Annotated in this window: 19 protein-coding genes and 1 riboswitch; of the genes, 9 read left to right on the plus strand and 10 right to left on the minus strand. The window is 64.6% G+C overall.

Features of this window, described 5'->3' with window-relative positions:
* Positions 1–14 precede the first annotated feature (14 nt).
* On the minus strand, positions 15–404 hold the full coding sequence (locus tag HY852_RS14245) for a hypothetical protein (RefSeq protein WP_291605389.1): 390 nt from the start codon (positions 402–404) through the stop codon (positions 15–17).
* Between HY852_RS14245 and HY852_RS14250 the strand changes: the two genes are divergently transcribed.
* Positions 403–996, plus strand: a complete 594-nt coding sequence (locus tag HY852_RS14250; RefSeq protein WP_291605391.1) for a L,D-transpeptidase — start codon at positions 403–405, stop codon at positions 994–996. The genes HY852_RS14245 and HY852_RS14250 overlap by 2 nt on opposite strands.
* Positions 997–1,041: 45 nt before the next feature.
* Positions 1,042–2,100 (plus strand): amino acid ABC transporter substrate-binding protein, encoded by a 1,059-nt coding sequence (locus HY852_RS14255; RefSeq protein WP_291605392.1) that lies wholly within the window; start codon positions 1,042–1,044, stop codon positions 2,098–2,100.
* 234 nt (positions 2,101–2,334) lie between these two features.
* Here the strand turns inward: HY852_RS14255 and HY852_RS14260 are convergent, their stop codons facing one another.
* Together HY852_RS14260 and HY852_RS14265 are read right to left on the minus strand one after the other, a co-directional pair.
* Complete coding sequence (locus HY852_RS14260; protein ID WP_291605393.1) at positions 2,335–3,474, minus strand: acyl-CoA dehydrogenase family protein; 1,140 nt, start codon at positions 3,472–3,474, stop codon at positions 2,335–2,337.
* A 146-nt stretch (positions 3,475–3,620) separates the two neighbouring features.
* Positions 3,621–4,805 carry an acyl-CoA dehydrogenase family protein gene (locus HY852_RS14265; protein WP_291605394.1) on the minus strand — a complete coding sequence of 395 codons (1,185 nt, stop codon included), beginning with the start codon at positions 4,803–4,805 and terminating at the stop codon, positions 3,621–3,623.
* A gap of 180 nt (positions 4,806–4,985) precedes the next feature.
* Between HY852_RS14265 and HY852_RS14270 the strand changes: the two genes are divergently transcribed.
* Positions 4,986–5,531 (plus strand): carboxymuconolactone decarboxylase family protein, encoded by a 546-nt coding sequence (locus HY852_RS14270; RefSeq protein ID WP_291605395.1) that lies wholly within the window; start codon positions 4,986–4,988, stop codon positions 5,529–5,531.
* 59 nt (positions 5,532–5,590) lie between these two features.
* On the opposite strand, the gene HY852_RS14275 is transcribed toward HY852_RS14270, so the two are convergent.
* From HY852_RS14275 to HY852_RS14300, 6 genes are all read right to left on the minus strand, one after another.
* Positions 5,591–6,859, minus strand: coding sequence for an MFS transporter (locus tag HY852_RS14275; protein WP_291605396.1), 1,269 nt, complete (start codon positions 6,857–6,859; stop codon positions 5,591–5,593).
* 118 nt (positions 6,860–6,977) lie between these two features.
* Positions 6,978–8,222, minus strand: coding sequence for an MFS transporter (locus tag HY852_RS14280; RefSeq protein WP_291605397.1), 1,245 nt, complete (start codon positions 8,220–8,222; stop codon positions 6,978–6,980).
* Between the two features lie 111 nt (positions 8,223–8,333).
* Positions 8,334–9,014, minus strand: coding sequence for a DUF938 domain-containing protein (locus tag HY852_RS14285; protein WP_291605398.1), 681 nt, complete (start codon positions 9,012–9,014; stop codon positions 8,334–8,336).
* A gap of 67 nt (positions 9,015–9,081) precedes the next feature.
* Positions 9,082–9,915 (minus strand): ABC transporter substrate-binding protein, encoded by an 834-nt coding sequence (locus tag HY852_RS14290; RefSeq protein ID WP_291605399.1) that lies wholly within the window; start codon positions 9,913–9,915, stop codon positions 9,082–9,084.
* Position 9,916: 1 nt separating this feature from the next.
* Positions 9,917–10,696, minus strand: coding sequence for an ABC transporter ATP-binding protein (locus HY852_RS14295; RefSeq protein WP_291605400.1), 780 nt, complete (start codon positions 10,694–10,696; stop codon positions 9,917–9,919).
* Positions 10,693–11,736: an iron ABC transporter permease gene (locus tag HY852_RS14300; protein WP_291605401.1), complete on the minus strand. Its 1,044-nt coding sequence runs from the start codon at positions 11,734–11,736 to the stop codon at positions 10,693–10,695. The genes HY852_RS14295 and HY852_RS14300 overlap by 4 nt, the downstream gene beginning before the upstream one ends.
* 127 nt (positions 11,737–11,863) lie before the next feature.
* Positions 11,864–12,067, plus strand: a riboswitch (cobalamin riboswitch).
* Positions 12,068–12,211: 144 nt separating this feature from the next.
* On the opposite strand from HY852_RS14300, the gene HY852_RS14305 reads away from it, so the two are divergent.
* Together HY852_RS14305 and HY852_RS14310 are read left to right on the plus strand one after the other, a co-directional pair.
* The gene (locus HY852_RS14305; protein WP_291605402.1) at positions 12,212–14,428 is read left to right on the plus strand and encodes a TonB-dependent receptor; all 2,217 of its coding nucleotides are present in this window, start codon (positions 12,212–12,214) and stop codon (positions 14,426–14,428) included.
* 275 nt (positions 14,429–14,703) lie between these two features.
* Positions 14,704–15,912 (plus strand): MFS transporter, encoded by a 1,209-nt coding sequence (locus tag HY852_RS14310; protein WP_291605403.1) that lies wholly within the window; start codon positions 14,704–14,706, stop codon positions 15,910–15,912.
* A 65-nt stretch (positions 15,913–15,977) separates the two neighbouring features.
* On the opposite strand, the gene HY852_RS14315 is transcribed toward HY852_RS14310, so the two are convergent.
* Complete coding sequence (locus tag HY852_RS14315; RefSeq protein WP_291605404.1) at positions 15,978–17,261, minus strand: MFS transporter; 1,284 nt, start codon at positions 17,259–17,261, stop codon at positions 15,978–15,980.
* Positions 17,262–17,512: 251 nt separating this feature from the next.
* Between HY852_RS14315 and HY852_RS14320 the strand changes: the two genes are divergently transcribed.
* The 4 genes from HY852_RS14320 to HY852_RS14335 are packed head-to-tail and all read left to right on the plus strand — an operon-like array spanning position 17,513 to position 22,499.
* The gene (locus HY852_RS14320) at positions 17,513–18,271 is read left to right on the plus strand and encodes a class I SAM-dependent methyltransferase (RefSeq protein ID WP_291605406.1); all 759 of its coding nucleotides are present in this window, start codon (positions 17,513–17,515) and stop codon (positions 18,269–18,271) included.
* A 40-nt stretch (positions 18,272–18,311) separates the two neighbouring features.
* On the plus strand, positions 18,312–18,965 hold the full coding sequence (locus tag HY852_RS14325; protein ID WP_291605407.1) for an ABC transporter ATP-binding protein: 654 nt from the start codon (positions 18,312–18,314) through the stop codon (positions 18,963–18,965).
* The gene (locus tag HY852_RS14330) at positions 18,962–21,424 is read left to right on the plus strand and encodes an FtsX-like permease family protein (RefSeq protein WP_291605408.1); all 2,463 of its coding nucleotides are present in this window, start codon (positions 18,962–18,964) and stop codon (positions 21,422–21,424) included. The genes HY852_RS14325 and HY852_RS14330 overlap by 4 nt, the downstream gene beginning before the upstream one ends.
* Entirely contained in the window at positions 21,414–22,499 is a 1,086-nt protein-coding gene (locus HY852_RS14335; RefSeq protein ID WP_291605409.1) for a lipocalin-like domain-containing protein, read from the plus strand. The genes HY852_RS14330 and HY852_RS14335 overlap by 11 nt, the downstream gene beginning before the upstream one ends.
* The last annotated feature ends 31 nt before the right edge of the window (positions 22,500–22,530 follow it).

The following is a 22,530-nucleotide window of genomic DNA, read 5'->3' on the forward strand; positions in this document are numbered from 1 at the left end:
GCACTTGCAATGCCTTAGAGGGTAATCGAGGCAACAATCCGCCTCGAGACCAGGGGTCCAGAAATTACCGGCCACGAAACAATTGAAACAAACGGCAACATCACCTGGAAAAACTCGCCCCCTATACAGATCCTCACACGGTTTTGGTTAAACCTCCCAAGGACCTCCAGCGACCCGGACGGGATGCCCCCTTCCGGGTCGTTTTGTATTATTTCACCGCGCAGATCGTCCACGCGCCCGGCTCTCTCTCCCAATCGGATCGATGGCGAGAAAGAATTGCGACGAGGGCTCGCGAGGCATTCGCGTGCCATATAAGCTCCGCCCGCCATCAACTTGCCATCAAGCTGGCCCTGAGATTTGATGGTTTTTATGATTTGCCTTGGCAGCGGGGAGAAGCGCTTCATGACGAAATTTCGTCACCTGAGCTGGATGATGATGGCCGCGGTCGGCCTGACGATCTCGATCGCGCCAAGTCGCGCCCAGCAGCCTGACGTCGGCGACCAGCCCGGCCTGATCGCGGACGACAGCTACCAGCAGGATCCCGAATGGCGCAAGCAGGTCGTGTATTATCGTACCACCGAAGCGCCAGGCACGATCATCGTCTCGACTGCCGAGCGCCATCTTTATCTGGTCCAGCCCGGCGGGCGCGCCATCCGTTACGGCATCGGAGTGGGACGCCAGGGCTTCCAATGGCAGGGCCTTATGAACATCACGAAAAAGGCGGAGTGGCCCGACTGGACGCCGCCGCCGGAGATGATCCAGCGCCAGCCATATCTGCCGCGCTTCATGGCGGGCGGCCCGGGCAATCCGCTCGGCGCCCGCGCCATGTATCTCGGCACCACGGTCTACCGGATTCACGGCACCAACCGGCCTGACACCATCGGCACCGCCGTCTCCTCCGGCTGCTTCCGGCTGGTCAATGCCGACGTGATGGACCTCTATGACCGCGTCCCGGTCGGCACCAAGGTCATCGTACGGCAGAAGCCCGAGCTCTAGGCTCAGGCTCCAGCCCGTTCTTATCCTTCCATTGAGAGACAAATCATGCGCACATTTCGAGGCGGCCTGCTGATCGGGCTTGCGGTCGCCATTCTGGTTGCCGCTGTGGCCGTTACCTATGAAAGATACGACACGCGCACCTTGAAGCGGACGGTCCGCCGCGGCGATGTGCTGTGCGGCGTCAACAAGGGCCTGCCGGGCTTCTCCTATCGCGACGACACCGCCAGCATGCCCGACAATGAGAGCGGGTGGACCGGCTTTGACGTCGATTTCTGCCGCGCGGTGGCGGCGGCGATCTTCAATGATCCGAACAAGGCCAGGTTCATTGCGCTCGATGCCAACGAGCGCTTCAAGGAGCTGCAGAGCCGGAAAGTGGACATCCTCTCGCGCAACTCGACCTGGAGCATGGCGCGCGAGCTCGAATACGACCTCTATTTCCCGGCGGTCGCCTACTATGACGGCGCGGGATTCATGCTGCCGCGTTCGCGCAACATCGATTCGGCGTTGGACCTTTCCGGCAGCAAGGTCTGCGTGCAGTCGGCAACGACCACGGCGCTCCATCTCACCGACTATTTCCGTGCCAACAACATAAAGTATGAAGAGGTGAAGTTCGACAAGCTGGACGACGTGGTCAAAGCCTACGATTCCGGCAAATGCGACACCTTGACCGCGGACGTCTCGCAGCTTTACGCGCTGCGGCTCAACCTGACCAAGCCCGGCGACCACAGCATCCTTCCCGACATGATCTCCAAGGAGCCGCTGGCTCCGGTGGTGCGCCAGCGCGACGACGACTGGATGATGATCGTCAAGTGGACGCTGTATGCGATGATCAATGCCGAGGAGCTCGGCGTCACCTCGAAGAATATCGACGAGGCGATGAAGTCGAAGAAGCCCGAGGTGATGCGCCTGGTCGGCACCGACGGCAACTACGGCGAGCAGCTCGGGCTTACCAAAGATTGGGCGGCGCGCATCATCCGCCACGTCGGCAATTACGGCGAGATGTATGACCGCAACATCGGAAGCGGCTCCAAGCTGAAGATCCCGCGAGGGATGAACCAGCTCTGGAACGCGGGCGGAGTTCAATACGCGCCGCCGATCAGGTGACCTCATTCCGGGGGCGCGCATCAGCGCGAACCCGGAAGCTCGATAGCAGTCCTGCCAATCATCGTCATGCCCGGCCTTGTGCCGGGCATTGACTTTTGCAGCCGCAGATATCGGCGTCTCACCTCATCCCTGAGGAGCGCGAAAGCGCGTCTCGAAGAATGGAGGCCCGTATCGGGCCTCATGGTTCGAGACGCCGCGCGAGAGCGCGGCTCCTCACCATGAGGGGATACAGTCTCAATACCCCCTTGCCCGCGCCAGCTGCTCGGCGTGGAAATTGGCATCGCCGAACAGCTCCTCGCAGACGCGAGCCCGCTTCATGAAGAAGCCGATGTCGAACTGGTCGGTCATGCCCATGCCGCCATGCATCTGCACGCCCTCCTGCACGGCGCGTGTTGCGGTCACCCCGGCTCGCGCCTTGGCAACCGCGACCGCCGCGGCGGCGTTGGCGAAATCGCCGTCAAGCGTCTGCAGAGCCTTCAAGACTGCCGCGCGGGTGATCTCGATGTCGATATAGAGCTGGGCGGCGCGGTGCTGCAGGGCCTGGAACTCGCCGATGGGCTTGCCGAACTGCTTGCGCTGCTTCAGGTACTCGACGGTGCGACCGAACACCTCTTCGCTCAGGCCGACCATTTCGGAAGCGACCGCGCCGCTGCCGATGTTGAGCACGACGTCGAGCGGCGCAAAGCCCTGGTCGACTTCGCCGAGCACGCCGTCGACGTCGACCTCCACATTGTTGAACTCGATCCGTGCCGCGTTATGAGCGTCGACCATGACGGTGCGCTCGATGGCGATGCCCTTGGCCCTGGGATTGATCAGGAACAGCGTCAGCCCGTCACGCTCGCCGGCCGAGCCGGCAGTGCGCGCCGCAACGATCAGAAGATCAGCGACATGGCCGTCGACCACCAGCGCCTTGGCGCCGTTGAGCTTGAACCCGTTGCCGGAGCGAGATGCCTGCAGGCTGGTCTGCAACGGGCGATGCTTGGCGCCTTCGTCGACGGCCAGGCTCGCCAGTAGCGCGCCGGAGGCGATCTTCGGCAGATATTCGGACTTCTGCGCAGCATTGCCGGCGCGGGCGAGCGCGGAGGCGGCGACGACGCCGGTCGAAAGAAACGGCGAGGGCATCAAGGTGCGGCCGATCTCCTCCATGACGACGCCGGCCTCGACGCAGCCCAGCCCACTGCCGCCGAACTCTTCCGGCACCAGCAGGCCGGCAAAGCCCATCTCGGCAAAAGCTTGCCATAGATCGCGGGAGAAGCCGGTGGCATCGCGCGAGTCGCGCAGGTGCCGCAGATGCGACACCGGCGCCTTGTCGCTGATCAGGCCGCGCGCGCTGTCGCGGAGCATCGATTGTTCTTCGGTAAGGACGAGGGCCATAAGCGGGCTCCGAGAAAATGACTGTTCGACTGAATTCTGGTGTTGATCCTCATGGTGAGGAGGCGCGATCGCGCCGTCTCGAACCATGAGGCCGACGCATCCTTCGAGACGCGGCCTTCGACCGCTCCTCAGGATGAGGAGTTACTCTAAGCCCCGGGCAGGTCGAGGATGCGCTTGGCAACGATGCCGAGCATCACCTCGCTGGTTCCGCCTTCGATCGAGTTGGCCTTGGTGCGCAGCCAGGCGCGCGGACGGGCGCCGTCCTTGGAGCGTTCACCCTCCCATTCCAGCGCGTCGATGCCGCCGGCCGACATCAGGATCTCGTGGCGGCGCTTGTTGAGCTCGGTGCCGTAATATTTCATCGCCGAAGAGAAGGCCGGATGGGCCTGGCCCGCCTTGGCGAGATCGGTCGTCCGTTCGGCCGCAGCGGCAAGCGCCGCCTCGTCGACCTCGAACGTCGCGATCTGGCTGCGCAGGATCGCATCGCCCAGGCGCCCCTGCCCGTCGCTGCCGACGGAATCGGCGGCGATCTGGCCGAGCGGACGTCCCGCGCCGCGCTCGCCCATGCCGGAGATCATCGCGCGCTCGTGCTGCAGCAGATACTTCGCCACATCCCAGCCGCGGTTGATCTGCCCGACCACATGGGACTTCGGCACCCGCACGTTGTCGAAGAAGGTTTCGCAGAACGGCGAATAGCCGGAGATCAGGAGGATCGGCTTGGTCGAGACGCCCTTCGAGGCCATGTCGAACAGGATGAAGCTGATGCCGTCGTGCTTCTTGACGTTCGGATCCGTGCGCACGAGGCAGAAGATCCAGTCGGCGTAGTTGGCGTACGAGGTCCAGATCTTCTGGCCGTTGATGATGAAATGATCGCCGTCGCTCGTCGCGCGGGTCTGCAGCGACGCGAGGTCGGAACCCGCGTTCGGCTCGGAATAGCCCTGGCACCAGCGGATCAGGCCCGCGGCGATCTTCGGCAGATGTTCCTTCTTCTGCTCCTCGGTGCCATACTTCAGGAGCGCCGGGCCGAGCATCCAGATCCCGAAGCTCGACAGCGGCAGCCGGGCGCCGATCGCCGCCATTTCCTCACGCAACACCTTGGTCTCGGCCGCATCCAGTCCGCCGCCGCCATATTCACGCGGCCAGTCCGGCACGGTCCAACCCTTGTCGCGCATGCGCTCGAACCAGACGCGCTGCGGCTCGGAGGAAAACCTGGCGTTGCGGCCGCCCCAGAACACGTCGTCGTCGGAGACAGCGGGGCGCCGCATCTCGGCCGGGCAATTGGCCTCGAGCCAGGCGCGGGTTTCGCGGCGGAATTGTTCAAGATCAGCCATGGTACGTTTCCGAAATTTGAGTTCGCTCGTTGCGGGCGACCTTAGCCATCGGGCTGCGGAATTCAACATCTTCCGCGCTCAACATCTTCCCGCCCCTCTTGCGTTCAGGCGCTACGCCGGGAGTCGGCATTCGGATATAGTCGCGCGGACCCAAGGATTGAAAACAAAGAGGAAACCAAGATGCGCCTGAAGCTGCTTTCGCCTGGCGAAATGAGCGAGGACCAGAAACAAACGTACGACGAATCGATCGCCGGCAGGCGCGGCGCCCCGCCTCCGCCGATGATGGCCTGGCTCAACAGCCCGGAGATGGCGCGGCACGCCACGCGGCTCGGTGCCGTCCTGCGCTTCGACACCGTATTTCCGGCCGAGCTATCCGAGATCGCGATTCTGGTCACTGCGCGACACTGGACCTCGCATTACGAGTGGTATGCTCATAAACGACTGGCGCTGAAGGGCGGCCTCGATCCGGAGATCATCGACGATATCCGCGACCGCCGCACGCCGCAGTTCGACGATCCCACGGCCAGGATGATCTACGACGTCGCCAAATCGCTGCATGAGGGCCACGGCCTGTCGCAAGGATTGTACGACGAGGCGATCAAGCTGCTCGGCGAGCGCGGGCTGGTCGAGGTCATCGGCCTGTGCGGCTACTACACGCTGGTATCGATGACGCTGAACGCGTTCGAGTTCGATTTGCCGGAGGGCGAAATATCCGAGCTTGCGTAGACGCAGGAGAGATCAATCTGGTCGTTGCGAGGAGAGACAGCGACGAAGCAAATCCAGTCTTACCGCTTCTCTGGACTGCTTCGCTTTGCTCGCAATGACGCGATTGCGGTCCGGCCGCGCACCATGATCAGCGCCGCCGCCGCCAGCTCGAGCGCGATGCAGGCGTAGAACGGCAATGAATAGCCGCCGGAGAGATCGCGCAACAGCCCGACCACGCCGGGACCGAAGGCGTAGGTGACCTGGTTGATCGCGGTGACGAGGCTGATCAACACGCCGAAGGAGCGCGGATCGAACTCCTGTTGCACGATCAGCGACGGCAGCGTGATCAGGTTGCCGACGGAAAAGCCGAACAGCGCGCAGGCCGCGATCAGCACGATGTCGTTGTGCAGGTTGATGATGACCACGAGCGCCCCGGCCTGGCTGACGAAGGAGAGCGCGGAGGCAAGCCGCTGGTTGAGCCGATCGATCACGGTCGAGAACGAGACGCGGCCGACCACTGCCATCGCGGTCAACAGCGCGACCGCCACGGCCGCGCGCTCGCGACCGACGAGCGGGTCGAGGAACGAGATCAGGTGCACGATGAAGCCGACCTGGGCGAACAGCACCAGCGAGAAAGCGATCACGACCGAAAGAAAGCCGACGTCGCCCAGTGCCTGGCGGCGGACCTGCGCCGGGGACCGCATGTTCGCAGCGGTCGATCGGGCGAGCCAGCCATGTCGGTCGGGCGGTTGCCCGACGAAAAGAAGGATGAGCGGCACCAGCACCACGATCATCAATCCGGCTGTGCCGAACATCGCGCCGGAGAACCCGACATGCGCGATCGCGTACACGAGGAGCGGCACACCGACGATGCCGCCGAAGCTCGCGCCGTTCAGCGCAAGACTGATCGCCATGCCGCGCTTCTGGTCGAACCAGAGGCTGACCGTGTTGGTGATCATGGCAAGGCTGGTCCCGGCCCAGCCGAAGGCAAGCACCGCATCGGCCACATAAAGCTGCCAGGGCTCGCGCACCGCGCCCATCGAGACCGCGGCCGCGGCCATCGCCAGCGTTCCCGCCAGGAGGCAGGCGCGCGGGCCGAACGTCCTGATCGCCTCTCCGACGAAAACGACGATGAGCGCGCCGAACAGATAGAAAAACGTTGTTCCCATGGAGATCAGCGAAGCCGGCCAGCCGTGCTGGCGATACAACTCGGCGACGTAGACGCTCTGGCCGTAGAACCCGAGCCCCCAGCCGAAGGTCGCGATCACGAAGCAGACCGCAACGATCCGCCAGCCTTCGTAACGAAGGGAGGATTCCTCGAATGGCGCGTTCTGCGGACTATCCAGCATCTCATGCGCCTCTTGTCGTTTGCACCGTCATGCCCCGGGCAGGAGGACATACCTAGCAGGGCAAACACCAACAGCGCTTCGATCTTCGTCGAAACATCACGTGCCTGGCCACCCGAAATCAGAGCGGATCAGGGAACTCCGACATGTCCTGCAATCGCGCCCTGCGCCACCGCGACCAGGAGGCGAAGAGCAGAACGGCGAGCCCGAGCAGCACCGGCGGGAACACCACCATGTTTACCGTCGACCAGCCGTAGTTGGCGAGCAGCTGGCCCGACAAGAACGAGGCGATCGCCATCATGCCGAACACCACGAAATCATTGAACGCCTGCACCTTGTTGCGTTCCTGCAGCAGGTGCGTCTCCAGCACCAGCGCGGACGCGCCGATGAAGCTGAAATTCCACCCCACACCCAGCACGAACAACGAGACCCAGAAATGCATCGCGGTGATGCCCGACAGCCCGATTGCGGCGGCCGCCGCCTCCATCAGCAAGCCTGCGGTGACGATGAGGGGCGCGCCGAAACGGCCGATCAGCGCGCCGGTGAAGAAGCTGGGCCCGTACATCGCGACAATGTGCCATTGGATACCGAAATTGGAATCGCTGACGGAAAGACCGCACAGCTGCATCGCCAGCGGCGCCGACGTCATCACCAGGTTCATCACGGGATAGGAGATGGCGCCGCACAGCGCGGCGGCGATGAAACGCGGCTGCCGCACCACCTGCCACAGCGGACGCCCGCCATGCAGATCCGACGCAGCCGGCTTCGGCAGGTCGACCCCTGCCACAATGCCCATCGCCACCAGCGCCACCGCCGCCTGGACCAGGAAGCTGAAGGCGAAGAGATAAGGCTGCCAGATATCCATGGTCCACTGCACGAGCTGCGGACCCAGGACGCCGGCAAACACCCCTCCCGCCAGCACCCACGAGATGGCCTTGGGCCGATAGGCGGCGCTTGCATCGTCAGCGGCGGCAAAGCGATACGATTGGGCGACCGCGCCATAAAGACCGCCCAGGAACGTTGCGAGGCAGAACAGCACGAACGAGCCGCGCATGATCGCAAACGAGCCAAGCAGGCCGGTGAGCGTGCCGCAGCCGGTCCCGATGATAAAGGCGACGCGGCGGCCATAGGCGCGGGAAATCGCCCCGGTCGGCAGCGTGCCCACCGCGAGCCCCAGCACGTACATCGAGAGCGGCACCGTCGCGAGCGACATATCGGGAGCAATCGTCGCGCCGATGATCGATCCGGTGGCGAAGATCACCGCCGAATTGGCACCGGTGAGCGCCTGCGCCGCCGCCAGCCGCACCACATTGGCCCGCACGCGGGCATCGTCGGCAATCTCGGTACGTGCAGTCACGTCAAGCATCGGCAGTCCCGCCCGAACAGACCCGTCGGGTCTTCTGTTTCTTGGCGGCACTATTAGAGCATCGCGCAACGTAATCAACCTGCGCAAACGGACGTGCCCTATGCACTTCAGTCAGAGACCGTTACGGGCGAAGGTCAGCACGAGATTGTTGGCCGGCATTTCGGTCGTTTCGATCAAGGCGAGGCCGACGCTCTGCGCCAGCCTTTCAACCTCGGCGTTGTCGCGGACGCCCCATTCGGGATTGGCCTCGCGCAGGGACGTGTCGAAAACCGCGTTGCTGACGGCGGTGTGCTTGCCGTCGCGCTTGAAGGGGCCATAGAGAAAGAGCCTGCCATCGGCGCGCAGGCAGCGAGCGGCGCCTGCGAACAGCCCCTCGGCGACGCGCCAGGGCGCGATGTGGATGACGTTGGCGCAGAACACCGCCACCAGGTCCCGCGGGCCGCGCCCGTCGGTCATCTCGGGACACCAGGCGGGATCGGTCAGATCGATCCGCAGCGGGGGACGGATGTTCGAGAGCCCCGAATGCACGCGCCACGCTTCGATGCTTTTCAGGTGGTTGTCGTTGAAGTCGCTCGGCCACCACGTGATGTCGGGGGAATGAGCGGCGAAGTAGACGACATGCTGTCCGGTGCCGCTGCCGGCTTCCAGCACGTCGCCAGCGCGGCCGATCAGGAACTTCTCCAGCACCGCCCAGATCGGCTGGTGGTTGCGATGAAACGCGGATGCATCGAGGCGGCCGTCCGGCTCGGGCCGTCCGCCGTCCTTGCCGAATTCCACGACATAGTCGGCCATGTGAAGCTCCGTCAGTTGGCCCCCTCGCGCCCTGAGCTCGTAATGCCTCGTCGCGACGCCGACAGCGCTATCTCCCTGTCCGCTTCAGCTCCGCCACCAACAGGTCCAGCGCATCGGCCAGCATCGCGCCGCCGCACACCGAAAGTCGCTCCGGAATCACAAGGCGGCTCGCAGGCGGATAGAACCGCTCCAGCGCCGGATGCAGCAGAAGCGCGCGGCCTTCGTCCTCGGCGCGATCGCCTTCCTCCGACACCAGCAGAATATCAGGCTTGAGCGCAATGATCGCCTCCAGCGATACAAAAGCGCCGGAACCGGCCCCGAGTTCATCGGCCGCGTTAGGCAGGCCCGTTTCCTTCAACAACGCGCCGATCAGGCTTTCGCTTCCCGAAACCCACCCGCGCCGCGATAAGGGCAGCACGCGATACTTCCGGCCGGCGATGGCCGCGCGGGCGCGCGCCAGCGCGGCGTCAAGACGAAAAATCTCCGCACTGGCGCGATCGGAATGGCCGGTGATCTCTCCCATCCGGCGGATCTGCGCTTTGACCTCGTCCAGGGTGTTCGGCACCGAGAACTCGGCGAGCTGAATCCGGTTTCGCCTGAGCAGCTCGCGCGTCGCGCGCTTGTCGAACAGGCTCGCCACCACGATATCGGGCCCGATCATGAGGATGTCCTCGGCGCCGCCCGACAGCACCGGAAACCTGCGCGCTTCACCCGCGGCGAAGGACTGCCAATCGTCCCGCGCGTAACGGCTGAGGCCCATGATCTGCGACGGATCCGCCAGCGAGAGCAGGAGTTGATCCGTGCAGACGTTCATCGAGGCGATGCGCGGCGCAGCAGAAGCGAGCGATGCATTGCATGCGAGCAGCACGACGGCGAACAAAGGCCCGGTGCCCGGCCGCATGTCAGACGTCCGCCCACGGCACGATCACCACCTCGTGCTGATGCTCGGCGCGATAGGCGCTGACGCGGAACACCTCGCGCATGACCTGGTCGGAAAGCGCTTCGGAAGGCGTGCCCTTTGATACGAGGCGTCCCTCGCTCAGCACCAGCACATGATCGGCGAAGCGCGCGGCAAGGCCGAGGTCGTGCGTGACCACGATCACCAGCGCGCCCTTGTCGGCGGCGCCGCGCAGCGTCCGCATCACGTCGAGCTGATGCCGCGGATCGAGCGAAGAGGTCGGCTCGTCCGCGAGGATTACCGGCGCCTCGACCGCGAGCACGCGCGCGAGCGCTACCCGGCTGCGCTCGCCGCCGGAGAGCTCGGTGGCGCGGCGCGCGGCGAATTCGACCACATCGGCCGCCTCCATGGCGCGAGCGACCGCGTCGGCGTCGCGCGGTGACAGCCGCGCCGGGTCGGTGGCGCCATGGGGGTAACGCCCGAGCGCGACGATATCGCGGGCCGGCAGCGGCCAATGTACGATGTGGCCCTGCGGCAGATAGGCGAAACGCCTGGCGCGCCCACGCAGCGACAGGGAAGACAGCGCTTCGCCGCCGACCTCGATCGTGCCGCTTGCCGGCACGAGGCCGGCCAGGGCCCTGAGCAGCGTGGTCTTGCCGGCACCGTTCGGGCCGACGAGGGCGACCAGATGGCCGGACGACAGCGACAGCGAAATCTCGTGCAGCACGGCGCGATGCGTGAGGCTCACGTTCAATGCCCGCGCGGTGAGGAAGGGCGCGCTCATGCGACGCCTCCACCCAGCGCGCGTCGCTCGCGCACGATCAGGTAAAGGAAGAATGGCACGCCGATGATCGAGGTCAAGACGCCGACCTTGATGTCGCTGGTTGCGGGAATGATGCGCACGGTGATGTCGGCGGCAAGCAGCAGGGCGCTGCCGGCAAGGGCGCTCGGCACCAACAGCCGCGTCGGATCGTGGCCGACCAGGGGCCGCATCAGATGCGGCGCGACCAGGCCGATAAAGCCGATCGTGCCTGAGACTGCGACCGCGCCGCCGACGCCCAGCGCAACGCCGACAATGACCAGGAGCCGCAAACGGCCGACATCGACGCCGAGGCTTTGCGCCGCCTCTTCTCCCAGACTCAGTGCCCGAAACGCGTTGCGCTGGCTGAAGAGAATGACCGCGCCCAGTGCGATAAATGGCAGCGCCAGCATGACGTGGCGGAAACTCCGGTCCTCCAGCGAGCCGAGCAGCCAGAACGCGATCTCCAGCACGATGAACGGATTTTGCGACAGGTTCATCACGAGCGCAGTGGCCGCGCCGGCAAGGCTCGAGATGGCAAGGCCCGCCAGGATGAGAATCAGAAGCCCGGCATTGCGGCCGGCGATCGAGAGCAGCACGAAGACGGAGGCGAAGGCGGCAATGATCGCAGCAACAGGAAGCACATAGGAGCGCACATCCGCCAGCCCCAGCGCGATCACCAATACCGCGCCGAAAGCCGCCGATTGCGGCGCGCCGAACAGCGACGGCGAGGCCAGCGGATTGCGCAACAGTCCCTGCAACGCGGCGCCGGACAGTCCGAGAATGGCGCCGATTGCAAAGCCGAGGATGGTACGCGGCAGGCGAATCTCGCGCACGATCACCTGCGCCACATCGCTGCCGCCGCCGAACAATGCGTCGATGACCACAAGCGGCGACAGGCGGACCGCGCCGATTCCGAGCGAGACCAGCATGAGCAGAAGGACGAGGACGACGAGCCCCGCCGTCACGCTCGCGCGCCGGCGCGAGGCGGCATCCGCTCCCGTCATGACGTTCTCGACGCTCATCCGATCATCCATTGCGGCGAAGCTCATACAGGGACTGACAGCCGGCACAAGCCTGCGATCGAACAAAAGGCGTACCATCATCCTCCCGGCGGCCCACTCCGCCGGGATTGACTCTTCGCAGCTCCGCCTTCTAGATGACCGCGACGGTTCCCCCATTTTGGGGATCAAATGGGAACGCGGTGCGAGGGATCTTCCTCAAGGCCGCGGCTGCCCCCGCAACTGTAAGCGGCGAATCTTTCGTCTTTAGGCCACTGGGATCCTCGGTCCTGGGAAGGCGACGAAGGGTAACGACCCGCGAGCCAGGAGACCTGCCGTCAGCCGTGGTCACACGCGAAGATGTCGGTCGGGGTGTACAGACATTAGGCTCGCTTGGATGCGAAAGCACCGGTGAGGCTTCGTTCGCGGTGACGTGCCACTGACGTCATGCCGAGGTCTCGCCATGTTTTCCCAAAGCCCAGCCGCAAAGCGGCGCCACATGCTTCTGCTTGCTTCCAGCCTTCTTGCCCCCGTCGTTTGCCTGGGCGCATCCGAGGCGAGTGCGCAGCAGGCTCAATCCGATCAACTTCCGCCGATCGAGGTCGTCAAGCCGGGCGACCAGAACCGGACCCGCGCCAGGGCCGTCGTCGACAACCAGACGACCGCGCGCCGCCCGGCACAGCAAGCTTCGCAAACAGCTGCCCCCCGCGGCACGCCGACCAACGCCGGCTCGGGCGCCGGCAATGTCCAGTCCAACGGCATCGTCGGCACTGCGACCACCATCATTACTGCCACCGATATCGCGCATTCCCCGGGCCAGTCGCTTGCTGAAATCATAGCGGCGCAGACGCCGGGGGTGCAGCTGCAGTCGTTCTATGGCGGCTTCATCGGGGCCAAGACCAGCGTCGACCTGCGCGGCTTCGGCGCCTTTGCCACCGCGAATACGCTAGTGCTGATCAACGGCCGGCGCCTCAACGATATCGACCTGGCGCACGTAGACCTTTCCACCATTCCCCTCGACTCGATCGAGCGCATCGAGATCACCCGCGGCAATTCCGGCGCGGTGCTCTATGGCGACAACGCGGTGGGCGGCGTCATCAACATCATCACCAAGAACGGCGTGGGCGGCCCGCCGGCGAGCCTTCGCGTCGAGAGCGGCTTCGGCTCTTTCAATACCCGGCTCGGTTCGGTCTCGACCGCGATCAATTCGGGCCCGTGGTCGACCTCGTTCTATGGCAACGTGATCAAGAGCGACGGCTACCGCGACAACAATCAATTGGTCCAGCGCAACGGCGTCGGCAATCTGAACTACACCTCGACCGACCTGACCGCCTTCCTGACGGTGACCGGTGACAATCAGGAGCTGCGACTGCCGGGCGGCCGGCTGGTCGATCCTTCCATCGGTCTCGACCAGCTTGCGACCAACCGCAGGGGCGCCGCCACGCCGTTCGACTACGCCAACCAGCAGGGTGCCAGCGTAACCGCCGGCTTCACCAAGACCCTGATGAATGGCGTCGACCTGATCGTCGACGGCGGAGTGCGGCAGAAGAAGACGCAAAGCGCATTCTTCGGCCCGACGCCTTTTCCCAGCTTCGCCTCGACCTATAATGACGCGGACCTGCAGACCTGGTCGATTACGCCGCGCCTCAGCATCAAGAGCGCGCTGTTCGGTATGCCATCCTCGGTTCTGACCGGCGTCGACTATTACGACGCCACGTTCCACCAGAACCGCGGCGCCTATCAGGGCTTTGCGCCCTGGCACAAATACGATCTCGCCCAGCAGACGATCGCCGGGTATTTCCAGCACACTCTCGGCGTGACGCCCACCACGGACTTGTCCTATGGCGCGCGCGTGCAAAATATCAACCTGTCCGCGCGCGATCGCTATGATGGAACGGCGCCATTCACCTCGCCGTTCTTCGATACCCAGGCGCTGCCACTCGACAGCAACGAGACGCAACATGCGCTGCACCTCGGCCTCGAGCACCGCTTGAACGATGTGTTCTCGGTGTTCGGCCGTACCGCCCGCGCCTTCCGCGCGCCCGACGTCGACGAACGCGTCGCCTCGGGACCCGCCTTTGACGCGTTCTTCAATCCTATCCCGCAGACCTTCAAGCTGAAGACCCAGACTTCGTACGACATCGAGGGCGGCTTCCGGATCAAGGCCGGCGCGCTGCAGACGCAGACCAGCTTCTACCTCATGGACCTTACCAACGAGATCCATTTCAACCCGGTCAGCTTTTTCAACACCAATCTCGACCCGACCCGTCGCTATGGCTCGGAAACCAGCATCAGCTATCGTTTCAGCGATACGCTGATGTTCCGCACGGGAATGGCCTATACGCGCGCGATCTTCCGCGAAGGCCCCTTCGCCGGCAAGGACGTGCCGCTCGTGTCGCGCTACACGGCCAATGCCGGCGTGACCTGGAATATCTGGCGGAATTATCTGGTGCTCGATGCCACCGCCCGGGTATGGACCACGCGCCGCATGGATAACGACCAGGCCGGCACGCAACGGGTGATCCCCGCCAGCGGTACCATCGACCTCAAGCTCTCCGGCGCCTACGACCGCTTCTTCTGGTCGTTCAGCGTCAATAACGTGCTCAATGCGCTCTATTACGACTATGCAATTGCCAGCACCTTCACCGACGGCCGTTTCAGCGCCTATCCGCTGCCCGGCCGCACCTATCTGCTGAAAGCCGGCGCGACGTTCTGAAGGTCCGACTAAGTAGACGATCATTCCCAGGTCGCTTCGCTCACCCGGGCACGACTATCAAACCGTCATTCCGGGGCGACGCGCCAGCGTCGAACCCGGAATCCATTTCACCACGCACGATGCAGCCCGATGGATTCCGGGTCTGCGTGCTCTGCACGCATCCCGGAATGACGGCATTTGCGGCTTTGGCGTTAGCTGCCATGCGCCGGAATTCATGGACAAATAACCGGCCCCCCCGATAGTTTGCAGGCCCGACAGAGGGAAGCAGGACCCTGATGGCCGAAGTTCTCACCGCACCGCAACGACAAAGGGCTGACTCCGGGCTGCGCACGCTGACCGCGATCTCCATTTCGCACTGGATCAGCCATTTCCACATGCTGGTGCTGCCGATGCTGTTTCCTTTCCTCAAGGAGCAGCTTGGCGTCGGCTATATCGAGCTCGGCTTCGCGCTGACCGTCTTCGCCTTGGTCTCGGGCCTGACCCAGGCCCCGATGGGCTACCTCGTCGATCACGTCGGCGCGCGCACGATCCTGCTGATCGGCATCACCCTTGGCGGGCTCTCCCTCGTGATGCTCGGCCTGCATCTCAGCTACGCCTGGTTGATCGGCTGCGCCGTGCTGCTCGGACTTGCCAACAGCGTTTATCATCCGGCCGATTACGCGATCCTGTCGGCGCATATGGACGAAGCGCGAATGGGGCGCGCCTTCGCGGTCCACACCTTCGCCGGCTTCCTCGGCGGCGCGGTGGCGCCCGCCATTGTCGCCACCCTGGTCACCGCCATCGGCGGCTTAGGCGCGCTGATGGTTGCGGGCGCCGCCGGACCTGCCGTAGCGCTGCTGCTGATCATGATGGGCACCCCGGATGCTGGGGCGAAGCGCAAGGGCAAGAGCGAAGGCGCGCCGAAACAGAACATCATCACGCCGGCGCTGATCGTGCTCACGACCTTCTTCATGCTGCTCAGCCTGTCCAGCGCCGGGATCAGCAATTTCGGCGTGGTGGCGCTGATGAGCGGCTATGCCGCTTCGTTCTCCTCGGCCAACCTGGCGCTGACGGCCTTCCTTGCCGCCAGCGCAGTCGGCGTCCTCGCGGGCGGCTTCATTGCCGATCATATCGAGCGCCATGCCCAGCTCGCCGCCGGCTGCTTCGCCGTAAATGCGCTCGTCGTGCTTTTGATTGCGACCATGACGCTGCCGTCCGCAATCCTGGTCGTCGCCATGGCGGCGGCGGGCTTCCTCGGCGGCGTCATCGCGCCGTCGCGCGACATGATGGTGCGGAACGCCGCCCCCAGCGGGGCGGCCGGTCGTGCCTTCGGCATCGTCTCGACCGGCTTCAACATCGGCGGCATCGTCAGTCCGCTGTTGTTCGGCTGGATCATGGACCAGAGCGCGCCGCGCTGGGTTTTCGGCGCTTCCGTCGTGTTCATGGTGCTGACGGTTTTGCTGACGTTCCTGACCGACCGCCGTTCGAACGCCGCGCAATCGTAATCAGGCCGCTGTCGCGCCAGCGACAATGGCCCGAGAGTTGCGTGCTCCCGCCTTCAAGGATGCACTCACGCAAATTGCGGCTGCGGCGCGGTGCGCATGAGCCGGGCGCGCTCGGTGTTGGGCCAGAGCAGGAGCAGCCCGAGCAGGCCGGATGCGACCATGATGACGGCATTGATGGTGAACCCGGTCATGTAGCCTTCCAGCAGCCCGCCCGCATGCTGGATCACGCTGCCCATCACCGACGGCGCGATGATGCCGGCAAGCGTGTAGATCGCACCATAGATCGAGATCACCGCGCCGCGCTGCGACACCGGCGTGAATTCGCTGAGCATCGGTGCGCAAACCACGTAAATGGCGCCGCAAAGGCCCGAGCCGACGACAAGAAAGGCGATCTGCAGGCCCGCGCCGTGGACGTAAGGAAGAGCCGCCAGAATCAGTCCGCCGATCACGAGCGGGACCGAACCGACGATGCCGCGCGCCGTGCGCGTGGAAAAGCCGCGCCCCATCATCGATTGCGACAGCCATCCCGACAGCATCACGACGACCGCGCCGAATACCCAGGGCAGGATCGAGATCCAGCCGGCATCCTTCTGCGAAAAACCGAGCCCCTTGACGATAAAGGGCGTGAACCAGGTCAGCCCCAGCGACAGCGCCCAATAGGCGCCGAACGTTGCCAGGCAGCAGCCGATGAAGGTGCGCGAGGTCAGAAGCTGCAGGTAGGGAATTTTCGGCTCGGCGGCCGTCGACATCGCCGTCTCGACCAACGGACCTTCCCTGCCGAGGAAGAGCCAGGCCACCACCCACAACAGGCCGACAACGCCGAGCGCGCCGAAAGCGTAGTGCCAGCTGTGATTGACGATCACCCAGTTGAGGGCAGGCACCGCCAGGATCACCCCGAAGGCGGAGCCCTGCGACACAACAGCGGTCGGCAGTGTGCGCTTCTCGTCGGGGAACCATTTGTAAATCGCATGCAGCGCCACCGAAGCTGCCGGCCCCTCGCCGGCGCCCAGGATGATGCGGCAGACCAGGAGCGTGGTGAACCCGACCGTGCCCACCATCGGGAACTGCGACACCGCCCAGATCAGGGCCAGCACCAGCAGCACCCAGCGCGTCTCGATCCTGTTGACGATGAAGCCGACCACGATGGCGGAGATCGAAAACAGGAGGAAGAATGAGGACCCGAGCAGGCCGAACTGCTCCGGCTCGAGCTTCAATTCCGTCATGATCGGCACGCCGGCAAGGCCGACGACGATCTTGTCGGCGAAGTTCACCAGCATGAACAGGAACAGGAGAAAGGTGATCCTCCAGGCGCCCTTTGGCGTCTCCTTGGACGTCGGTCCTGCGTTCATGAAGTCTCCCCCCGGTGTATTCTTTTGCAGGCGCTTTTCATTATTCTCGCCCATCGCGAAGCTAGCCATGGCTTCGCCGGCAACGCAACCTGCCATTTTGGCCGGTGATGTGCGCTGCAACGCGCTTGGATGCGCTTGACCGGTGCCCAGATGCATTGCAGCACGATCACGATCGTGTCGGCATGGCACTGAGGTCGTGATCTGGCTGGATGGCCTTGTTAGGTTGCCCAGACAAAGCCAGGGAGTTGTTGATGAGAAAGCAGATGCACTACCGCGCCGCCGTCGCCGTGTTCATGTTTTCCATGCTTGCGGCAGGGGGCATCACCGCACAGGAGACCAAGGCGCCGGATTATGAGGCGATCGTCGCGTCCCCCGACCGCAGCGACGCCGACCGGCAAACCGACCAACGCCGCAAGCCGGCGAAGATGCTGGCCTTTATCGGAGTCAAGAGCGGGATGAAAGTCCTGGATATGGAGGCCAACGCCGGCTACAGCACGGAGCTGCTGGCGCGTGCCGTCGGTCCCGGCGGCACGGTCTATGCGCAGGATACGGCCGGGATTATCGAACGGTTCGTGAAAGACAAATTCGATCTACGCGCACAGAAACCCGCGATGAAGAACGTGGTGCACGTCATCAGGGATTTCGACGACCCGATCCCGCCGGATGTCAAAGGTCTCGACCTGATTACGTTCTTCTTTGCCTACCACGACGTGACTTACATACCGGTCGACCGCGCCACGATGAACAAGAAGATGTTTGCGGCCTTGAGGCCCGGCGGCTTTCTGGTGATCGCCGATCATTCCGCAAAAACGGGTGATGGCACGACCGTTGCCAAGACCTTGCACCGCATCGAGGAGAGTGTCGTGCGGCAGGAGATGGAGAACGCCGGCTTCAAGCTCGTCGCGGAAGGCGACTTTCTGCGCAATCCCGACGACCCGCGCGAGGCGGTGGTGTTCCGTTCGTCGGTGCCGGTCGACCAATTTGTGTTGAAGTACCAGAAGCCGCTGTGATGACGCCACTACGCGCGGCATGGCAGAACGCAGTCCGATCGTGCTGAGCGTCCGCAATCTGACCAAGACCTATCGCTCTGCCGGCGAGCAGATCAGCGTCCTGCGCGGCGTCAATCTTACCGTCGCGCCTGGGGAGCGCGTGGCACTGACCGGCGAATCCGGCAGCGGCAAGAGCACACTGTTGCACCTGATCGCCGGGCTGGATGCGGCGGACGGTGGTGAAATCCGGCTCGGCGAGATCCTGATCTCGAAACTCTCCGATGCCGGGCGTGCAGCGCTCCGTCGCGACCGACTGGGCCTGGTGTTCCAGCAGTTCAACCTGGTGCCGAGTTTGAACGTCGAAGACAATCTCGCCTTTCAAGCGCGCATCGCGGGCCGCGTTGACGCCGCCTGGCAGGCCGAACTGATCGAGCGGTTGGGGCTCGCCGGCCTGCTCAAGCGTTATCCCGAGCAATTATCGGGCGGCCAGCAGCAGCGGGTTGCAATCGGCCGCGCGCTGGCAGCGAGGCCCGTGCTGCTGCTCGCCGATGAGCCGACCGGCAATCTGGACGAAGCGACGGCCGACGATTTTGTGGCACTGACCCGCGATCTCGTGGCGCGAACCGGCTGCAGCTTTCTGATGGTAACCCACAGCACGCGCCTTGCCGCGACGCTCGACCGCCACGTCACCTTGCATGCGGGGTTGATCAATTGAAGCGCGCCATCTTCATTCTTGCGGTTCTGCTCAGCCATTGGCGTCGGCACCCGATGCAGCTTGCGACGCTGCTGATCGGATTGATCTCCGCGACCGCGCTGTGGAGCGGCGTGCAGGCGATCAACCAGCAGGCGCGCAATGCCTATGACAGGGCCGCGGCCACCTTCGGCGGCACGCGCACGGCGGTGCTGGTCGACCGCAATGGCGCGACGTTCTCGCAAAGCATCTTCGTCAACCTGCGCCGTGCCGGCTGGCCGGTCTCGCCGGTGCTGGAAGGGCGCGTGCAGGTCGGCGGCCGGTCGTTTCGCCTCCTGGGCGTGGAACCGGTGACGCTGCCGCCGCAGGTCGGCAACGCGCCAAGTATCGTGCGCGGCGCGCTGCAATCCTTCATCACGCCGCCGGGCGAAACGCTGGTCGCACGAGAGACGCTCTCCGATCTGCACCTTGCGGAAGGCACTTCCCCGCTCACCAGCAACGGCACACCGCTGCCGCCCTTGCGTGTCCAGCCCGAGCTCGTGCCGGACGTGCTGGTGGTCGATATCGGCATTGCGCAGCACATCCTCAACAAGGCCGGCGAACTCTCGCATCTTCTGGTCGGCAAGGCTCAAGGGAAGCCGGCGCCGCTCGAAAGCGTGGTCGGCGACAAGCTTCGCCTGGTGCAGCCGAATGCCGAGACCGAGCTGGACCGGCTCACCGACAGCTTTCACCTCAACCTCACCGCGTTCGGCTTGCTGTCCTTCTTCGTCGGCCTGTTCATCGTCAATTCCGCGATCGGGCTCGCCTTCGAGCAACGCCTGCCGATGCTGCGCACCTTGCGCGCCTGCGGCGCCTCGGCGCGCCTGCTCAACACCGTGCTCGTGATCGAGCTGGTTACGCTCGCGCTTGTCGCCGGGGTCGCCGGGCTGGTGTGCGGCTATTTCATCGCGGCAAGCCTGCTGCCCGACGTCGCCGCTTCCTTGCGCGGACTTTACGGCGCGCAAATCCCCGGCCAGCTGGTGCTGCGAGCCGAATGGTGGTTCGCCGGCATCGCCATCAGCGTGCTCGGCGCGCTGGCCGCCGCCGCCACCAGCCTCGTCAAGGCGCTCCGCCTGCCGGTGCTTGCGGCCGCGCAAGCCTATGCCTGGCACGAGGCGCAGCAACGCTGGCTCATCTTTCAAGGCGCTGTCGCGCTCGCCGTGTTCGGCGTCGCGCTTGCGCTCCTCGTCTACGGCAATTCACTGATCGCGGGATTCGGACTGCTCGCCACCCTGATGCTAGGCGCCGCGCTGATCCTGCCCGCGATCCTCGAGATTATCCTCAAGCTCGGCCAACGCACGGCAAGGCGCCCGCTCGCGGCCTGGTTCTGGGCCGACAGCCGCCAGCAGCTTTCCGGCCTGTCGCTCGCCCTGATGGCGCTGTTGCTCGCGCTTGCCGTCAATGTCGGCGTCTCCACCATGGTCGAAACCTTCAGCCGCACTTTCGTGACCTGGCTGAACGGACGCCTATCGGCGGACGTCTACATCAGCGCCTCGGATAATGCGCAGGCCATCGCCATCCGGAACTGGCTGCGGCAGCGACCTGAAGTGCTGGCGATCCTCGCCGGCGCACGCGCCGAGACGCATGTCGCGAACCAGCCAATCGAGCTCCTCGGATTGCCTGACCACCCGCTCTACCGTGAACGCTGGCCGCTGCTGCAATCGGCGCCGGACGCCTGGAAGAGACTCCTGCCGGGAGAAGCCGCCTTCATCAGCGAGCAGTTGAGCCGACGGCTCAACCTCGGCGTCGGGGACAGGATCGCGATCCCGGCGCCCGGTGGCGACTGGACGCTCGACATTGCCGGGATCTATGCCGATTACGGCAACCCGAAGGGCCAGCTTGCCGTCAACATCGCGGCGCTGATCCGCCGCTTTCCCGATACGCCGCAGACGCGGCTGGGCCTCATCGTCGCGCCCGATCAGGTCCCGCCCTTGATCGCTGCGCTGCGGCAGCAGTTCGGACTGGACGACCGCAGCGTGGCCGACCAGGCAAGGGTGAAAGCCGAGTCGCTGCGCATCTTCAATCGCACCTTCGCTGTCACCGCCGCGCTCAACACGTTCACGCTGGCGGTGGCCGGCATCGCGCTGCTTACCAGCCTGCTAACACTTGCCAATTCCCGCCTGCCGCAGCTTGCGCCGCTGTGGGCGATCGGCGTCACCCGGCCGCGCCTTGCCGCGATCGAACTGTTGAAGACGGTGTCGGTCGCCCTGCTCACGGCGCTGCTCGCGCTACCGCTCGGGCTCTTGGTGGCGTGGTGCCTGGTCGCGATCGTGAACGTGAAGGCATTTGGCTGGCGTCTGCCGTTCCATGTCTTCCCGCTGCAACTCTTTGAGTTGCTCGTGGTGGCGATGGCGGCGTCGCTGGTTGCCGCGCTGCTTCCCGTCGTGCGGCTTGCCCGCATGCAGCCGGCCAACCTGGTCAGGATCTTCGCCAATGAGCGGTGAGCTGAAGTTGTCGCGCCGCGCCTTTGCCGGCGGCCTTGCCGGCGTTGTGCTCAGCCGTCGCGCCAGCGCGCAAGGCTTCGCCGGTCTGGGCGAAACTGAAACGGGCTTTGCGCCCGTCGTTCCGGGCAAGGCGTTTTCCTTTCCGGCCGATCACGGAGCGCATCCGGATTTCCGGATCGAATGGTGGTACCTGACCGCGAACCTCGTCGACACGAAAGGCAACGCCTGCGGCCTCCAATGGACGCTGTTTCGCCAGGCGATGCAGCCGAGCCCGCAACGCGAAGGCTGGGCCAACCAGCAGGTGTGGATGGGACATGCCGCCGTGACGCGCGCCCACACCCACCGTTTCGCGGAAGTTTTTGCGCGCGGCGGAGTCGGGCAGGCCGGCGTCGAGGCGAAGCCGTTCGCGGCCTGGATCGACGCGTGGGTGATGAAGGGCTCGGAGCAGACCCGCGATGCCGCGCTGGCGCCAGTCGAACTGAAAGCCGCAGGTCCCGATTTCAGCTATGCGCTGACGCTCGAGGCCGACCGCCCCGTCGTGCTGCAGGGCGAGGCCGGCTTCAGCCGCAAGTCGGAGCGCGGCCAGGCTTCATATTACTACAGCCAGCCGTTTTTCCGCGCGCGCGGCAGCCTCACTCTCGATGACAAGCCGGTCGAGGTCACGGGCAAGGCCTGGATGGACCGCGAATGGAGCAGCCAGCCGCTGGCCTCCGACCAGACCGGCTGGGACTGGTTTGCGCTGCACCTTTCTTCGGGCGACAAGCTGATGCTGTATCGCCTGCGCCAAAGCGACGGCCATGATTACCCGTTCGGCAATTGGATCTTCGAGGACGGCAGAACGCGGCAGATCTCGGGCGCGGATATCCAGCTCAAACCGAAGACCCCGATCGAGATCGCGGGCCGCAAGCTGCCGGTCGAATGGCAGATCGCAATTCCCTCGTTCGGACTGTCGATCGCCTGCAAGCCGCTCAATGCTCATGCCTGGAACGGAACCGGCTTTTCCTATTGGGAAGGCCCGATCAGCTTCGATGGCAGCCACACCGGCGTAGGCTATCTGGAAATGACCGGCTATTAAGCTGTGCCATCGTTTTGATTGGGGACGATCC

This window comes from Bradyrhizobium sp., assembly GCF_016213215.1.
In the GTDB taxonomy this organism is placed as follows: Bacteria; Pseudomonadota; Alphaproteobacteria; order Rhizobiales; family Xanthobacteraceae; genus Bradyrhizobium.